This is a genomic window from Halomicrobium urmianum, assembly GCF_020217425.1.
Classification (GTDB): domain Archaea; phylum Halobacteriota; class Halobacteria; order Halobacteriales; family Haloarculaceae; genus Halomicrobium; species Halomicrobium urmianum.
In genome coordinates, this window is sequence record NZ_CP084090.1 from 2,250,310 (window position 1) to 2,266,004 (window position 15,695).

General features: G+C 68.4%; 14 protein-coding genes. 6 read left to right on the plus strand and 8 right to left on the minus strand.

The genetic code is table 11. The features are described from left to right. Positions 1–301 precede the first annotated feature (301 nt). From LCY71_RS11275 to LCY71_RS11290, 4 genes are all read right to left on the minus strand, one after another. A complete protein-coding gene (locus tag LCY71_RS11275; protein WP_225333245.1) occupies positions 302–1,537 on the minus strand; it encodes a COG1470 family protein in 1,236 nt (411 codons plus the stop codon). A 161-nt stretch (positions 1,538–1,698) separates the two neighbouring features. Continuing rightward, on the minus strand, positions 1,699–2,493 hold the full coding sequence (locus tag LCY71_RS11280) for an ABC transporter permease (RefSeq protein ID WP_225333246.1): 795 nt from the start codon (positions 2,491–2,493) through the stop codon (positions 1,699–1,701). After that, positions 2,490–3,464 (minus strand): ABC transporter ATP-binding protein, encoded by a 975-nt coding sequence (locus LCY71_RS11285; RefSeq protein ID WP_225333247.1) that lies wholly within the window; start codon positions 3,462–3,464, stop codon positions 2,490–2,492. The genes LCY71_RS11280 and LCY71_RS11285 overlap by 4 nt, the downstream gene beginning before the upstream one ends. 166 nt (positions 3,465–3,630) lie before the next feature. Further along, on the minus strand, positions 3,631–3,990 hold the full coding sequence (locus LCY71_RS11290; protein WP_225333248.1) for a cell division protein SepF: 360 nt from the start codon (positions 3,988–3,990) through the stop codon (positions 3,631–3,633). Between the two features lie 466 nt (positions 3,991–4,456). Here LCY71_RS11290 and LCY71_RS11295 point away from each other — a divergent pair, with 466 nt between their 5' ends. Continuing rightward, complete coding sequence (locus LCY71_RS11295; protein ID WP_225333249.1) at positions 4,457–5,539, plus strand: GNAT family N-acetyltransferase; 1,083 nt, start codon at positions 4,457–4,459, stop codon at positions 5,537–5,539. 217 nt (positions 5,540–5,756) lie between these two features. On the opposite strand, the gene LCY71_RS11300 is transcribed toward LCY71_RS11295, so the two are convergent. After that, complete coding sequence (locus LCY71_RS11300; protein ID WP_225333250.1) at positions 5,757–6,287, minus strand: RNA-binding protein; 531 nt, start codon at positions 6,285–6,287, stop codon at positions 5,757–5,759. A 271-nt stretch (positions 6,288–6,558) separates the two neighbouring features. On the opposite strand from LCY71_RS11300, the gene LCY71_RS11305 reads away from it, so the two are divergent. After that, on the plus strand, positions 6,559–6,834 hold the full coding sequence (locus LCY71_RS11305; protein ID WP_225333251.1) for a DUF7562 family protein: 276 nt from the start codon (positions 6,559–6,561) through the stop codon (positions 6,832–6,834). Between the two features lie 134 nt (positions 6,835–6,968). Continuing rightward, a complete protein-coding gene (locus LCY71_RS11310) occupies positions 6,969–8,159 on the plus strand; it encodes a DUF7344 domain-containing protein (protein WP_225333252.1) in 1,191 nt (396 codons plus the stop codon). A 221-nt stretch (positions 8,160–8,380) separates the two neighbouring features. Here the strand turns inward: LCY71_RS11310 and LCY71_RS11315 are convergent, their stop codons facing one another. Next, positions 8,381–10,879, minus strand: a complete 2,499-nt coding sequence (locus LCY71_RS11315; protein ID WP_225333253.1) for an integrin alpha — start codon at positions 10,877–10,879, stop codon at positions 8,381–8,383. Between the two features lie 511 nt (positions 10,880–11,390). Here LCY71_RS11315 and LCY71_RS11320 point away from each other — a divergent pair. Together LCY71_RS11320 and LCY71_RS11325 are read left to right on the plus strand one after the other, a co-directional pair. Continuing rightward, the gene (locus tag LCY71_RS11320) at positions 11,391–12,239 is read left to right on the plus strand and encodes a M14 family metallopeptidase (RefSeq protein WP_225333254.1); all 849 of its coding nucleotides are present in this window, start codon (positions 11,391–11,393) and stop codon (positions 12,237–12,239) included. A gap of 350 nt (positions 12,240–12,589) precedes the next feature. Then, entirely contained in the window at positions 12,590–13,903 is a 1,314-nt protein-coding gene (locus LCY71_RS11325) for an RNB domain-containing ribonuclease (protein WP_225333255.1), read from the plus strand. A gap of 178 nt (positions 13,904–14,081) precedes the next feature. Here LCY71_RS11325 and LCY71_RS11330 read toward each other — a convergent pair whose 3' ends face one another. Both LCY71_RS11330 and LCY71_RS11335 read right to left on the minus strand, forming a co-directional pair. After that, complete coding sequence (locus LCY71_RS11330) at positions 14,082–14,690, minus strand: YciE/YciF ferroxidase family protein (protein ID WP_225333256.1); 609 nt, start codon at positions 14,688–14,690, stop codon at positions 14,082–14,084. 157 nt (positions 14,691–14,847) lie between these two features. Continuing rightward, positions 14,848–15,198, minus strand: coding sequence for a winged helix-turn-helix transcriptional regulator (locus LCY71_RS11335; RefSeq protein ID WP_373325131.1), 351 nt, complete (start codon positions 15,196–15,198; stop codon positions 14,848–14,850). 247 nt (positions 15,199–15,445) lie between these two features. On the opposite strand from LCY71_RS11335, the gene LCY71_RS11340 reads away from it, so the two are divergent. Beyond that, a complete protein-coding gene (locus tag LCY71_RS11340; protein ID WP_225333257.1) occupies positions 15,446–15,670 on the plus strand; it encodes a DUF8015 family protein in 225 nt (74 codons plus the stop codon). Positions 15,671–15,695 lie beyond the last annotated feature (25 nt).

The window sequence follows — 15,695 nt, forward strand, 5'->3', positions numbered from 1 at the left end:
CCACCAGCGTCAGCCTCAAATACGTGCATGACATACGGTCTCATACGCCACGGTCGGAGGCGGTCCGAAATGTCCGGCCACCCCGCGACGCCACAGAGTGGCGCGGACTCACGTCGACGCGCGGCCGGTCGGGCGGGTAGGACCGGCTGGCCGCGCCGTGTCGACGACGCCGTTTTCGCCCGTGACGTCTCACTCCGTCGTATCGACTGGTTCGAGCGGCGTCGCTGCCGGTACCGGTGGCCAGTCGCCGGGCGTCGCCCGCGTGAAAAATGAGTCGGCGAGTCGTCGGCTTGCGGTCTCGTCAGTTCTCGTCGCGGGTGATCTCGTAGCCGAACTCGATGGTGTTCTCCGGCATGACGCGAGCGGTCCACTCGCCGCTCGCGGGGTCCTCGATCCGGTACGTGAACTGCTGTTCGGCGTTGCTGTCGGCGTAGTCGCCGTCGGTCCGGACTGCCCGGCGGTCGGCACCGAGACTGACGCGCCCGCTGTCGGCCCGTCGGACGCGCTCGGCGTCGACCTCGGTCCCGTTGGGCGCGACGAAGGTCACGTCGAAGCCCGGCTCCGGACCGTCGTTGCCGTCGGGACTCCGTGCCGTCAGCGTCAGCGTCGCGTTTTCGGTGCCCTCGACGACCTCGAAGTCGGTCTCGAAGGGCTCGGCGGGCTGCTCCCAGACCTCGACGGTCAGATCGACGCGCTGCCAGTGGTCGCGGTCGTCGGGTCGGGCGGGGTCCTGGAGGCCGAGGTCGATCACCGCGTCGTAGCGCCCCCGGTCGGCGTCCTCGGGCGGCGCGACGACGACCTCGATGGTCTCGGACTCGCCGGGTGCGACCTCGGCGGGGGCGTCGATGTCGAACCACGAGGCCTCGAGCGGCTGGAAGTCGCCGGCGTAGTGGATCCGATCGTTGGTCTCGATCTGCGGGTTCACCGGCACCGGCTGGTCACCGTCGTTCTCGACGACGATCTCGTGGACCGTCGTCTCGCCGGACTGGACCTGCGCGGCCCCGTAGGATCCGGACGTGACGGTCACGGTCGGCTCTTCACGCACGTCCAGGCTCAGACTCGCGGTGTGGACCGGGTACGCCGGCTGCCCGGGGTAGTCGATCGTCTCGTTGTTGAACGCGATCGCGCCGCTGTACCGGCCCAGTTGCGCGTCCTCGGGGACCGCGACGGTCGCGTTGACCGTCAGCGTCTCTCCGGCGTCCAGGGACGTCTCGCCGGCGTCGATCGACACCCACTCCTCCTCGACGGGCCGCTGGCCCGCCTTCGGGACGTAGACGTGGGGATCGATCGTCACCGCCTCGTCCTCGCCGTTCTCGACGCTGACCTCGATGCTCTCGGACTCGCCGTGCTTGAGCGTCAGCGACCGGTACTGCTCGTCGACGTACAGCCGCGTGACGTTGCTCCCGTCGTCGGTCTGGGCGACTGCGGCGGTGGCGTTCCCCTCGATTCCGTGACTGTTCAACTGACCCGTCACGCCGACGGTCGCGGCCGGGAGAGCGACCGCGAACGCCAGCGCGAGTGCGAGCTTTCGTTGCATAGTTGTGGCTGTTCACCCCTCGACCATTGCTGGAGGGCAAGTGGGAGCGGGGGCTCGTCCGGTCGATGTCATGTCTAATACGAATACTTTCAGGTAGAGAATCAGGTGTGCGTCGGGTGCATTCCAGTCCCGGGCGGACCGACGGGTCTCCAGAGGGCGTCTCAGTCCACCAGGCCGTACCCGCGGCGGACGAGTTCCACGTCGATCAGGAGTACCGTGACGGTCAGTCCAGTCAGCACCGCTAGCGAGAGGTCCGGTGCGACGTCGACGGCGTCCGGTACGACTCCGTAGCGAACGCCGTTTACCATGTACACCATCGGGTTCAGGTAGGAGACGTCCCGGGCGAACCCCTCCAGGGCCTCCAGCGGGTAGAAGACCGCGCCGAAGAACACCAGCGGGCGGATGATGAACTGGTTCATGACGGTGAGATAGTCGAAGTCCTCCGCCCACAGGCCGCCGATGACGCCCAGGCTGGCGAACAGCACGGGGATGACGATCATGAAGGCCGCCAGGTAGAGCGGATTGGCGATCGTTATCGGCGCGAAGAGGGCGCCGATGACCCAGATGATCCCCGCCACGATCAGTCCCCGCAGCGCAGAGGAGAGGACGTAAGCCAGCACCATCTCGGTGTGTGAGAGCGGCGACGTGAGCACCTCGTGGATGTACTCGTTCCAGCGCCCGTGGAAGATGGAGAACGACGAGTTCTCGAAGGCGTTGGAGATGGTCCCGAGCACGACGAGGCCGGGCAGGATGAAGAGGATGTACGCCTGGCTCGGCGAGAGCCCCGTGCCTGCGAGGCCGACCCCCTCCAGATCGATCCGTCCGCCCAGCACGACGCCGAAGACGGTGAAGTACAGCAGGTTGGTGATCATCGGCGGCAGGAACGTGTTCCGGGGCCGCCGGACGTACCGGAGGATCTCCCGCCGGAGCAGGGTGACGAATCCGGTGGCCCTCATGCTTCGACCTCCGCCGCCTCTCGGTCGCCGTCGTCGGCCTCCTCACCGTCGTCGCCGGTGCGAGTCATGTCGACGAACACCTCCTCCAGCGACGCCCGGCGGATATCGAGCGAGGCCACGGTGTGGCCCGCTCGCTCCAGCTGGCGCATGACCGCCGGGGCAGCCTGGCTGCCGCCCGCGGCGGTCACCAGCAGGCGATCGCCCTCCATCGTGACCCGGTGGATGCCGCCGACGTCCAGCGACGGCGCCGTCGCGGGCGGGTCGGCGAGCTCGAACTCCAGAGTGTCGGTGCCGCGGTCCCGGAGCTCCTCGGGCGTGGCCACCTCGACCTTGCTGCCCTCGTCCATGATGGCCACGCGGTCGCAGAGCCGCTCGGCCTCCTCGATGTAGTGGGTCGTCAGCAGGATCGTCGTCCCCTCGTCGTTGAGGTCGGTGATCAGCTCCCAGAGGTCCCGCCGCAGTTCCACGTCGACGCCGGCCGTGGGCTCGTCCAGGATGAGCAGGTCCGGGTCGGAGACCAGTGCCCGCGCGAGCATGAAGCGGCGCTTCATCCCGCCCGAGAGCCAGTCGAAGCGGGTGTCGCGCTTGTCCCAGATGCCGACCGTCTTCAGCGCGTCCTCGGCACGCTCGCGGGCCTCACCGCTGGGGACGCCGTGGTACCCGGCCTTGTGCTCCAGGACTTCGACGATCGGGAAGAACCGATCGACGTTGTATTCCTGGGGCGCGAGGCCGATCCGGTCGCGGGCCTCGCGGTAGTCGTCCTCGACGTCGGCGCCGAAGACGGTCGCCTCGCCGCCGTCGGCGTGGACCAGCCCCACGAGCGCGTTGATGAACGTCGTCTTCCCGGCCCCGTTCGGGCCGAGCAGGCCGAAGAACTCGCCCGACTCGACGGTCAGCGACAGCCCGTCGAGCGCCTGCACGTCGCCGTACGACTTCTGCAACTCCCTGGCACGGATAGCCGGCGCTGTCATCGGTATCGACTACCCGCGGACGCGGTTAAGAACACTGATACGGCTGTCGTAGCTGTTTTTCCGGTCGACCGACGCCGGGCTGTCGTGCCGGTACCGAACTACGAGAGCCCGTATAGAACCGCGGCGTCAGCGATGGATCCGCCCTTCGGATCCCCTGTGCGCCGGCTCAGCGACCGAGGCGCTCGCGGCTGATCGCCACGCCGGACGGCGTGATGATGAGCTGGTCGTCGTCCTTCTGGACGATGTCGCCGCCCACCTCGTCGGCCACCTGCTTGAGTTCGTCGCTGATGTGCTCCATCGTCCGGTCCTGCGTGCTGTGGCGGGTGATGTCCGCGATGACGATGTCGCCGTCGTACACCGCGTCCTTGATGTCGATGACGTCGCCCTTCTCCCCGATGCGAGCGATCCGGACCTGGCGATCGGCCTCCCCGGCCGACGCGTCGAAGTCGTCGGCGTTCAGTTCGACGTAGTCCTCGGTCTGCCGGGACGGCCCCGAGTCCCCGAGGATTTTGCTCATCAATCCCATGTTCCTCCAGCGGGCGGGAATCCGTATAGGCTTTACGTCAGACGCACCCCGCGGCGGCGGTCTGCCCGCGTGTACTGCGCCGCCGGCGGCGGTCCGGTCGGAGACCGGATCGCGTCGGACCTGCGGTCCGACGGCGTCTCGGCGGCCCTGTTTGGTAGTCGCCCGATACTCGATCGGACGGACTGGGGTCGCGACGCCGGATCGCGATATGTCTCCGTGAATGGCATAAACGAGGCTGTACCGCAGTCCGATGCCGCTGACGCGGTACGACGACTGAAGACGGCGACGCGGCGGTCGCTCGCCGTAGCGACCGGGGAAACGGCGCGTTACCTGGTCGGGGCGAGCGGCCGCCGTCGAAAACGGTTCTGCCTTTTTAAGTCACGGCCGGGTCTCTGCGTTCGCCCGAACAGCGCGGCCGGAACGACTACCGCTTACTGTCGGCCGCGGCCGACCGAATCATCCAGATATGACAGACGTAACCACGCGCACCGTTGGCACGATCGACGACGTCAACGAGAACCAGCTCAACACGCTCGTCGAACAGGCCGAACAGGGCTCGATCTTTCACAGGCACGAGTGGCTCGCCGCCCACGAGGCGGCCATCGACCACGACCCCTACCACGTCGTCGTGACGAAGGGGAACAACCCGGTGGCCTTCCTGCCGAACTTCGTCCGCGACGTTCCCGTGCCGACCGCCGTCGCCGAACGCGCCCTCGACGCCCTCGCGATCAGGATGGTCTCGCCCCCGAAGCCCGGCTACGGCGGGCCCGTCTTCGTCGGGAACGAGCGCGAGACCATCGATCGGCTGTTCTCCCCGTCGAGAGACGGCCACGACGCCCGGTTTCTCCTCCACCGCATCCAGGGCTTCGACTCGGAGCTCGTCCGCTACAGCAAACAGCTCTACGCGATGGGGTACGAGCCCCGGATGCAGCAGTCGCTGCACTTCCTCTCGCTGCAGGACGACTGGGAGACGATCAGGGAGAACATGGACGCCGAGCGCCGGAAGGCGCTGCGCAAGGCCACCGATCAGGACCACGAGGTGACCGTCGCCCCGCTGGCGGACGACCTTGACCGCACCTACGAGATGTACGTCGCCAACATGCACCGGATCGACGGGGAAATCCTCCCCCGGAAGTTCTTTCAGGAACTCGCGGACCGCATCGGCGACCGGGTCCAGGTGTTCAGGGCGTCCGTCGACGGACGTGACGTCGGCCGGTACGTCCACGTCCTCGACGACGAGAGCGGCGTCCTCCACCACTGGCTGACGGCGATCGCCGACGAGTCCGACTTCCAGTACTACCCCTCGGAACTGCTCCACGGGCGTGCGATCCCGTGGGGGATCGAGCGGGGCTACGACCGGTACAGCTTCGGCATCTCCAGTCCCCACTTCGACGACTCCATCTTCAGGTTCAAGGACAAGTTCGGGGCCACCGCGGAGCCGCTGTTCAGGTGGGAGAAGGGACTGCTGCCCGGGATGTGGCACGCCTACGACGCCGGGCGGGCGTGGTACCTGCGCAAGGACCTCGACGGCGACCTCGCCGAGGGGTGACCGCCCTCCCGGTCGCGATACCTGATCTGATTTGCGCGCCGTCGTTCCGCACGGTCGACGGATCAGGACCGTTCACCGCCTCGATGACATCCTCCCCGGCGTGAGCAGAGCGGGACCGGAGGTCCGCTGGAAGCGGGCCGCAGGCCGGCGACAGAGCGAACGAGAGCCCGGGAGAGCAAAGCTCTCCCGGTGGCGAACATTCGGTCGATAAGATCTCTCAGACGGTGAACTCGAAGAGGTCGTCGCCGACGTGGTGGATGGACTTCACGACCTTGCCGCTGTCGCCGACCATGTCGTCGCCGTCGGTCATGGCGCGGCCGACGGCGAGGAACTTCCCGTGAGCCTCTTCGTTGATCGCCACCAGATCGCCCTCATCGATGCCATCGTCGGCCTCGACGATGCCGGGCCGCATCACGTCGGCGCCGTCTGAGACGAACGAGACGGCGCCGGCGTCGACGGTGACGACGCCGCGCTCGGGCGGGTACTCGTTGGCGCCCTGGACCGTCAGGAACGGTTCCGTCTCGTCGGTCGCGGCTTCGCCGCTCCCACTCGAGGCGGCTCCCGCCTCGCCGCCCACGTACAGGACGAGGGGCTCCCCGTCCAGGAGGACGACGTTCCAGTCGCTGTCCTCGAACTCGACTTTCTCGTAGCTCTCGGCGTCCAGTTCGACTCCGAGGTGCTCCGCGACGGCGGTCTCGATCTCGTCGACCGCGTCGTCGCGGAGGTGGTGACGCGACTTGACGTCCATGCGCGAGGGGTGGACCGGCGGGGGGATAAATCGCCCGTTCGCCCGCGGCACCCCGCCCGTCCCCGGCCGCCGTCTGAACGTCCGTCCCGACGCTGGCCGGGGGAGCGGCGGTCTGCATACCGCGCGCTCGCGAACACGCGGTCCGAGAACGAGATGAGACGCACGCACCGATCGCCGGTACCGCCGACGAACCCGCTGGCGTCCCGGTCAGATCGGCCGGAGCGAGTACCTCGCGAAAAGCGCTAAGTGATAGTAGGACGAACGGTTAGCCATGCTTGGCTCCCGGCGTTCCCGCGACGCCGTCACCTGCATCGCATGCGGCGAGTCGGTCCCCCGGGCCAAGGCTCGCGAGTACGACAAGCACGGCGACCGATGGGATCGTCGCGACAAGGAGTTCGAGTACCTTTGCAAGCCCTGTCACGGCGAACTCACCCACCAGCCCCGCTCCGGCCTCGAGGACCTGCTCGCCGCCGTCGAGGACGAGGCCGACGACCGCGATGCCTTCCTCCATCGCTATCAGGAGTTCGTCGAGCAGCGCCAGGACTGACGTCCCCGTTCCCTCTCCGGGTTTCGATCGCTTTCGTCGGGATACAGGGTAGTTACCAGTCCGTTACGGTTGCTCGCAAATTGAAACATTTAGGCGATTCCCTCAACCCCCAGGCTGGGTAATGGAGGGATACGATGACCGTCACGCAGGCGGATCAGGGGCAGTCGATCGATCAGGTGATTGGGGCGATCGCGGACGAGCGGCGCCGCACGTGTCTCGCGGTTCTGGGGGACCGCGACGGCTCCGTTCCGGTCACGGACCTCGCCGCGGCGGTCGCGGCCCGGAGCAGCGGCGTCTCGCTGATCGAAGTGAGCGACGAACACCACCGGCAGGTACTGACCGACCTCGTCCACGCGCAGCTCCCGGCGCTGGCCGAGGCCGACCTCGTCGACTGGGACCGCGACGCGGGGGTCGTCGCGGCCGCCGACCACCCGGCGCTGACCGACGACGCCGTCGAGGAACTCCTGGCCGTCGACGAGGCGGGCTGGGACGAGGTCCTCTCCGCGCTGTCCGACGCCCGACGCCGCCGGGTGCTCGCCGTTATCGCCGCCGCCGGCGAGGCCGAGCGCGACGCACTCGTCCGGCGCGTCCTCGCCGGCGAGCGCGATTGCGAACCCGACGCGGTGTCCGACGACGACGTCTCCGACGCCGCCGTCGAGTTCCACCACGTCCACCTCCCGGTGCTCCAGCGGGCCGGCCTCCTCGCCTACGACGGCGACGCGGCCGAGTACCTGGGCCACCCCGCCCTCGACGTCGACCGGCTCCCGCTGGCCGCGGACGCGCCCGGGGCGTGGGCCGACGACGCCGGCGACGCGACCGGCGACAGTGGGACCAGCGGCGACGCTGTTCGGACGATCGACGGCCGGGCAGACGTGATCGAGCGCGGCCAGCGCCTCATCGACGGGGCCGACGAGGAGCTGTTCCTGATGATCACAACCGACGGCCTCCTCGAAGAGGCCTGCGTCGAGAAGCTCCGGGCCGCCACCGACCGCGGGGTCGACGTCTACGTCGGCTCGCAGACGCCCGCCGTCCGCGACCTGGTCCGCGAGGAGGTGCCCGACGCGATGCTCTGGGAGCCCCAGCTGGACTGGATGAACTTCCCGCCCCGCCGCGAGCGGGTCGGCCACCTCGTGTTCGCCGACCGCGAGGCCGTCATGGTCGGGACGCTCGGCCGGGAGACCGACGACGGCGTCCGCCGCGAGACGGCCGTCACAGGCGAGGGGGCCGGCAACACGCTCGTGCTCCTGCTGCGGGAGCTGCTGGGCAGCCGGCTGGACCACCTCGACGAGCAGAGCCCGGATTTCCGCTCGCAGATTCCGCTGTGATCCCCTCGCGGACGGGCTATCCGGCTCGGCTCGCGTGACTACGCCGAGTGCGGCCGGTCCGCGCACGGGCGACTGATAGAACGCGACTGCCGACGCTTCTGCCGTCTGTCGCAGCGACGACGTGGCCGCCCGCACAGTCTGCTCTCCATTCGTCGATCCGACGGCAGCGGTCCGGGGTCACCGGAACGGGATCGGTGACAGTCCGGAGCCGCCGGGGTCGGTCACTGACCGGCGGAGCCGGGACAGCTCTCGACCGTTCCGCTCTGGGGGAGATCTCCCGATCCGCCGCCGTAGGTGCACGTCTCCCCGCCCGCGCCGACGACGGCACCGGTCACCTCGTAGGTGCTCGAGGACCACGTGGCTGCGACCGGTTCGCCGGGTTCCTTGAACTCGGTCGCCGTCACCGACGTCCCGGCCGAATCGCCCTCGGGGGCGAACGTGCTGCCGGTCCACTCCCAGCGTACGAAGGGCTCTCCCGACGGGCAGTCGCCGGATCCCGCCCCGCCGACTGACGGCGCGCCCTCGTCGGTCGTACAGAGGAGGACGTAGCTGATGGCGGCACGGTCGTCTTCAGTCGGGGTCTCGGGCGTATCGGTTGGCGTAGCGGGCGTGTCGGTTGGCGTCTCAGGCGTGTCTGTCGGAGTATCGGGTGTGTCAGTCGGAGTCTCAGGCGTATCGGTTGGCGTCTCAGGTGTGTCAGTCGGAGTATCGGGTGTGTCGGTTGGCGTGTCGGGGGTATCGGTTGGCGTCTCGGGCGTGTCTGTCGGAGTCTCAGGCGTATCGGTTGGCGTCTCAGGTGTGTCAGTCGGAGTATCGGGTGTGTCGGTTGGCGTGTCTGGGGTGTCCGGGGTGTCCGGAGTGTCAGGCGTGTCAGGCGTATCGGGCTTGTCCGGCGTATCGGGCTTGTCCGGCGTATCGGGCGTATCTGGAGTGTCAGGCGTATCTGGCGTTTCCGGTTCCTCGGTCGGGGTCTCGGGCTTTTCAGTCGGCGTTTCGGGTAGTTCGCCTGGCGTCTCCGGCTTCTCAGTAGGTGTCTCGGCCTCCTGGGTCTGCGTCGCGGGCTTCTCCGTGGGCGCCTCCGTCGGTGTTCCCTTCGGCGTCTCGGTCTCCGCCGCCGTCTCGTGGTCCGTCGGCGTGTCGGCCTCCGTTCTCGTCTCCGTCGGCGTGTCCGCCGCCGGCGTTGCGGTGTCCTCGGGGGTCTTCTCCCGCGTCTCGGTGTCCTTGGGAGTCCGTTCGGTCGTCTCGGTCTTCGTCGGCGTTTTCTCGGGCGTCTCGGTGTCCTTGGGCGTCCCGGTCCGCTCGCGCGTTTCGGTGTCTTTCTCCGTGGCGGTGTCTTCCGCGGCGCAGTCCCCGTGGACGACGTACGTGGCACCGGCGTCGGGGTGCGGGTCGTTGTACGGCGCACCGATGACGACGTCCTCGTCGCCGTCGCCGTTCAGGTCTTCGCCGTCCGCGACGGCGCGGCCCGCGCGGTCGCCGTCGGCCTCGCCGAGCAACGTCGCCTGTGCGTCGGCCAGGCTCCGGTTCGCTTCGTCCGTGCCGCCGGCGACGATGTACGCCGCTCCGGCGTTCGTCGCGGCGGCGTCGGAGCCGGGCGCACCGACCAGCAGGTCGTCGACGCCGTCACAGGTGACGTCGCCGGAGCCCGCGGCCGACACGGAGTAGCCGGCCTCGTCGCCGGCGGCCTCGCCGGTCAGCCTCACGTCCGCGTCGGACAGCGAGTTGCTCCCTTCGGGGTCGCTCGATCCGAACACGACGTAGGCAGCGCCGGCGTCGGTCCCAGCGGCGTCGGCGCCGGGTGCACCGACGGCGTAGTCGTCGCGTCCGTCGTCGTCGTAGTCGAACTCGCCGGCGACCGATGCGCCCGCACGCTCGCCGCCGTCGCCCTCGTGTCGGGCGTCGGCGCCGGCCAAGTCGATCTGCCCGGACCGATCAGCGACGCCGGAGAGCAGGTACGCCGCGCCCGCGTCGCCGTCGTATCCCGGCGCACCGATCAGTGCGTCACTGGCACCGTCGCCGCCGGTGTCACCGACGAACGCGACCGACGTGCCAGCTTCGTCGCCGGGTGATTCCCCACTGTACCTCGCCGCGGCGTCACCCAGGGTATCGCCGGTCGACGGGTCGCTGACGTAGTACGCGGCCCCGACGGCTTCGTCCTGGCCGGGGGCACCGACGAGTAGCCCGGTGCCGTTCTCCGGGGTCGCGACGGCGAAGCCCGCCGACGCGCTCTCGCTCGTCCCCGCCAGCGCGTAGCCGGCGTCCGAGAGCGACTGCGTGCCGTCTGCGCTCCCGTCCGCCTCGACGACGTAGACGACCCCGGCGCTGGAGCCGGCAGCGGTGTCCCGACCGGGCGCACCGATCACGACCTCGTCGCCGTCCGTCCCGTCGACGTCGCCGACGGCGACCGACCAGCCTGCGGCGTCGCCGGTCGCTTCGCCGACGAACGTCGCGTCGGCGTCTGAGAGGGAGACGTCGCCCGCCTCGACTGGTCCGTAGAACAGGTACGCGGCACCGGCCAGGTCCTCGCTCAGGTCGCTCTGGGGCGCGCCGATCAGCAGGTCGGTTCGCCCGTCGTCGTTCACGTCACCCGTCGCGACCGACCAGCCCGACGTCTCGTTCGCGCGCTCGCCGAGCAGCGTCGTCTCGGCCGCGCCGAGACCGCGCTCCCCGCTGAGCGGCGCCGTCGCCTGATCGCTCTGGGACAGTGCCGGGTGACTCATTGCTGTCGCCCCGTCGGGCGAGGCCGGTGCCGTAGCGGGCGGTACGACGAACCCTGCGACGAGCCATCCTGTCACGACGATCGCGGCGATCGAGGCCAACTGACGATGTCGAGCCATAGCGGTATCACCGTGTCTACCTCCTTTGTAATTTGAATGATATCTACGGCTATCGTTACCCTATCAGCCGTCGGTCTCGGCTCATTCGCCGATTTTTCGCCGCGCCGTTTCGTTACGGATCGGCTGTAATCACCCGCTTCACGGAACGCGGGCGTTACCGCCGGCGACGCCGTGTTACGGGCTCGTCGTCGCCGAACCCGCAGACGGCGGCGAGTAAAAGACGGCCCTAGCCGGCGACGGGACCCGGTAGTGGAGTTCGGTACTCCGGAGGTCGCGGTTCTCAGCACAGCGTACTCGCGAGCGAGACCGACGCTCGGCCCCGAACCGCGACCGGATCCGTCGATCAGTCTGCGGCCGGCCGACCGCTTTTCCGGCCCGCGCCCCTATCGAGACCATGTTCGACGGGAACGTCTCTCCGGACGTGTCCGTGGTCGGTCCCGGCGACCACGACGATCCCGATGTGGCCGTCATGGTCAGTGTCCACGGCGACGAGTTCGCCGGCCCGCGCGCGGTCTACCGCTTCCTCGACGAGGATCCCGACCTCCAGCGTCCGGTCAAGTTCGTCGTCGCCAACCCGCCCGCGGCCGTCTCGGACCTCCGGTACCTCGACGTCGACCTGAACCGCGTCGTCCCGGGCGATCCCGATTCAGAGGATCGCGAGCGCCGCCTCGCCGCACAGATCGTCGAAGAGATCGAGGGCTGCCTGACCCTCTCGATCCACACCACCCACGCCACGCCGGAGCCGCTGGCCTTCCTCCACGCCGGCTTTCCCGACGCTCTGGCGGCCGCCGCGGACCTCCCGCTCGACCACGTCGTCGAGGAGGGCCGGGTCCTGGAGGGCGTGTTCGCCTCCCGCGGCGTGGTCTCCGTCGAGACCGGCATGGCCCGCTCGGACGCCGCGACGAGCAACGCCCGGAAGATCGTCCGCGCGTTCCTGCGGCACGCCGACGCCCTCGAGGGCGAGCCCCGCGGCGCGGATCGGGAGACCCGCTACTACGAGATCTACCAGATGGCGACGAAGCCGTCCAGTACCGACGACTACCGCCTCCTCGTGGAGAACTTCCGACCGGTCGAAGCCGGAGAGACCTACGCGGAGTACGAGGACCAGCGCCTCGTCGCCGAGGAGGACTTCGTTCCCGTGCTCATGTCGGTCCACGGCTATCCCGACATCTTCGGGTACAAGGGCCGCGAGGTCGGCCGGACTCTCGAAGCGGCGCGAGAGGCGTGGATCGATAACGAGTGAGTTCACGCCCGTCGTGCCCCGTCCGTCGACGCCGTCCGAGACGTGCCTGCCCCCCGAGTGCAGCACCCGACGCCCTATTTGCGGGTGTGACGGGAGATCGTGAGCGTGTCGTAGACGACGAAGAGGGACGCGGGAACGGCCAGCGCCCAGCCGGCGTAGGCGATGTCCTCGCTGCGCTCGGACATCGTCTGGCTCACGGGTCGCTTCGCTCTCACGGCTCGCGCTGCTCGCCGTTCGAGCATTCGAGGTCGCTTCGCGACCTCGCGCTCCCCGTTCGCCCGTTCGGAGCGATTCACTTCGTTCATCGCTCCTGCGACACGCCTAACTACCCACTCCTCATAGCCGCCGTCATGAGCAACGAGGACGCACAGGCCCAGGCGGGGACGCCGGAGGGCCAGGGCCCCGTCGAGATCGACGAGGAGATGGCCCGTCACCTCGAGAACAAGCGCGAGGAGCTGTTCGAGAAGTTCGAGATCCCGGACGCGTTCCCGCCGGAGGTCATGGAGGAGGCCGAGGCACGCACCGAGGACGTCCAGGCGGAGATCCAGTCGGCGGTCGACGAGCGCCGGGACCTGCGGGACATGACGACCTGGACGACCGACCCCATCGACGCCCAGGACTTCGACGACGCCCTCTCGATCGAGGAGCGCGACGAGGAGTACGTGCTGTGGGTCCACATCGCGGACGTGACTCACTACGTGAACCCCGACACCGCGATGTGGGACTCCGCCGTCGAGCGGGCGAACACGGTCTACCTCCCGGGGTATACGGTCCACATGCTGCCGCCGATCCTCGCCGAGACGGTCTGCTCGCTGGTGCCTAACGAGGACCGGCTGGCCCACACCGTCGAGATGCACCTCGACAAGGAGAACCTCGGCTACGAGACCATCGACATCTACAAGTCCGTCATCCGGTCGGACGCCCGCCTGACCTACACCGAGGCCGAGAACATACTCGACGAGCCGGCGGCCGCCGACGACGTCCTCGAGGACACCGAGGTCGACCTGGCGGAGAAGACCGAACTCGTCTGGGAGCTGGCCGACGCGATGCACGAGCAGCGCAAGGAGGAGGGCTCGCTCGTCCTCAACCCTCGCCGGGACCGCGCGCACACCATCATCGAGGAGTGCATGCTCAAGGCCAACAAGGCCGTCACGCACGAGCTCATGTGGGACCGCGGCGTCGAGGCGATGTACCGCGTCCACCCCCAGCCCTCGCCGGAGGAGTGGAACGAGGCCCTTCAGGAAATCCAGGAGCTGGACGGCGTCTCCGTCCCGGGCGAGGCCTGGGACGACCCCCGCAAGGCCGTCAACGCCACGCTGGAGGAGGCCCCCGAGCGCCAGCTCGACAAGATCCAGTGGGCCGTCATGAAGGTGATGCCGCGCGCGAAGTACATGAACGACCCCTTCGGCGGCCACCACGCGCTCAACTTCGAGATCTACGGCCACTTTACCTCGCCCATCCGCCGCCTCTCGGACCTGATCAACCACTGGATCGTCCACACCAACGACGTCCCCGAGGACCTGATCGCCCTCTGCGACCGCGCCAGCGACAAGCAGCAGGACGCCGAACAGTGCGAGCGGGAGTACAAGCAGTTCCTCGAGGAGGTCGGACTCGACCCGTCGGCGGTCAACAACCGCGGGATAGAGGTCGTCGACGAGGCGTAGCCGAGTCGACTGCTCGACAGACGGAGTCTGTCGGTGTTATCGAGTCCGAATAGGACTCGATCGCTCGGGAGAGCTCTGCTCTCCCGGTGTCGTCGACTGAGAAGGGCCCGAGCGCAGCGAGGGGCCTCCTGTCGGGCGAGCGGTGACGCCGGGAACCGCGGGCCGGGCTGAATCGCCTTCAGGACTCGCCTTCTTCGGACGACTGCGCCCGCCCGCCCCGTGACGGCTGGCCCTGCCTGGACGGCCGTCCCAGCCCCCAAGCACCTCGCTCCTGACCGCCCTGTACCTGTTCGCGGGCGCGCTGTGCGGCCTGGGACTGCGCGAACGAGCCGGCGATGTCGGTGAGCCGCTCCAGCTGCTGGCGCTCGTCCGCGAGGTTGGCCTCCAGCAGCTGGGCCACCCGGTTCAGTCCGAGCACGTTGGCTATCCGGACCAGCTCCTCGTAGGCAGCGACCTCGTAGTGCTCGGCCCGCTGGCCGACGCCGACGTCGAACAGCGCGTGCATCTCGGCCGTCGGCTGACGCCGCCCCACGAAGCTCTCGTGCTCCGCGACGATGCCGTCGATCCCCTCGCAGCGGACGTCCGCCGGCTGCTGACCGATCGTGCCGAAGACTTCCTGCAGCCGGTTGACGTGCGTCTGCGTCTCGGCGCGGTGGGTCCGGAACGCCTGCCGTACCTCCTGGGTCGTCCACTCGCGGGACATGCGATCGAGCGCCTCCGCGAGCGCCAGTTCGGCGGCGTAGACGTCCTGCAGTTCGTGGACGAACAGCTCCTGGGGCGTTTGCATGCTGGTGTCACCCACTCGAACCGTGGGACCGGCCGCCGTAAGGCGTTCTTGCGGACCGGTGATCAGCTGCTGTGGAGTTATACCGTCGGCTGTAACGTCTCGAAAGGACTCGCCTCTCCGGGGTGGCGAGTATCTTCGTGCACTACAGCCGGCGGTGTTACTCGTCCCGCGCGTCGAGGTAGCGTTCCCCCCACTTCTCCATGACGGTGACTACCAGTTCGAGCTGTTCGCCCCACTCGGTCAGGGAGTACTCCACCCTGACTGGCTTGTCGTCGAGTACCGTCCGCTCGACGAGGTCGCGCTCCTCCAGGTCGTCGAGGCTCTCGGAGAGCACCTTGTCGGAGATGCCGGTCACGCGTTCCTTCAGGTCGTTGAACCCCAGCGGTCCGGCCTCGAGCAGTTCGGCGACGATGAGCGGGTGCCACTTCTTCCCAAGAATGGTGGCTGTCGTGGTCAGCGGCCGGGAGGCCCCGACCCTGTTCGTCGTGTTGTCCCCCATCCCTTCCATGCCTCGTTTCCGTCGCCCCAGCCAAATAAAAACCCCAGTTCGTTCGACGGCGGCGCTCACGACCGGATCCTCGGCTCGCCGGATCACTGGCCGACCGGGCGGGGCCAGGGCGGCCTGAAATAATATACGTATTATACCAGTATGCTAGATGAAAAACCGAAATGACAATGAAGTATGTTCGGAAAACTGAACTCACGTAACATTTTAGTACGATCCCGTAGAAGTGACAGACAGGAGGTGAACACGTATGGCGGTCAGCGACAAGGACGACCCGCAGTACGGCATCGACGGACGACCGGGCCGGTTCTCCCGGTACGACCTCGTTCTGACCGTCATTCCGGTGGCGTTCCTGCTGGCGGGGCTGGCGAGCCAGGTCACGCCGCTCGCGCCGCAGACGCTGCTCGGCGTCGCAGCCCTGATCGGAGCGCTCGGCCTGGTCGACGTGCTGTTCATCAACCCGCCGCAGGCCTGATCGGGTCAGTCGGCACCGGTCGTCA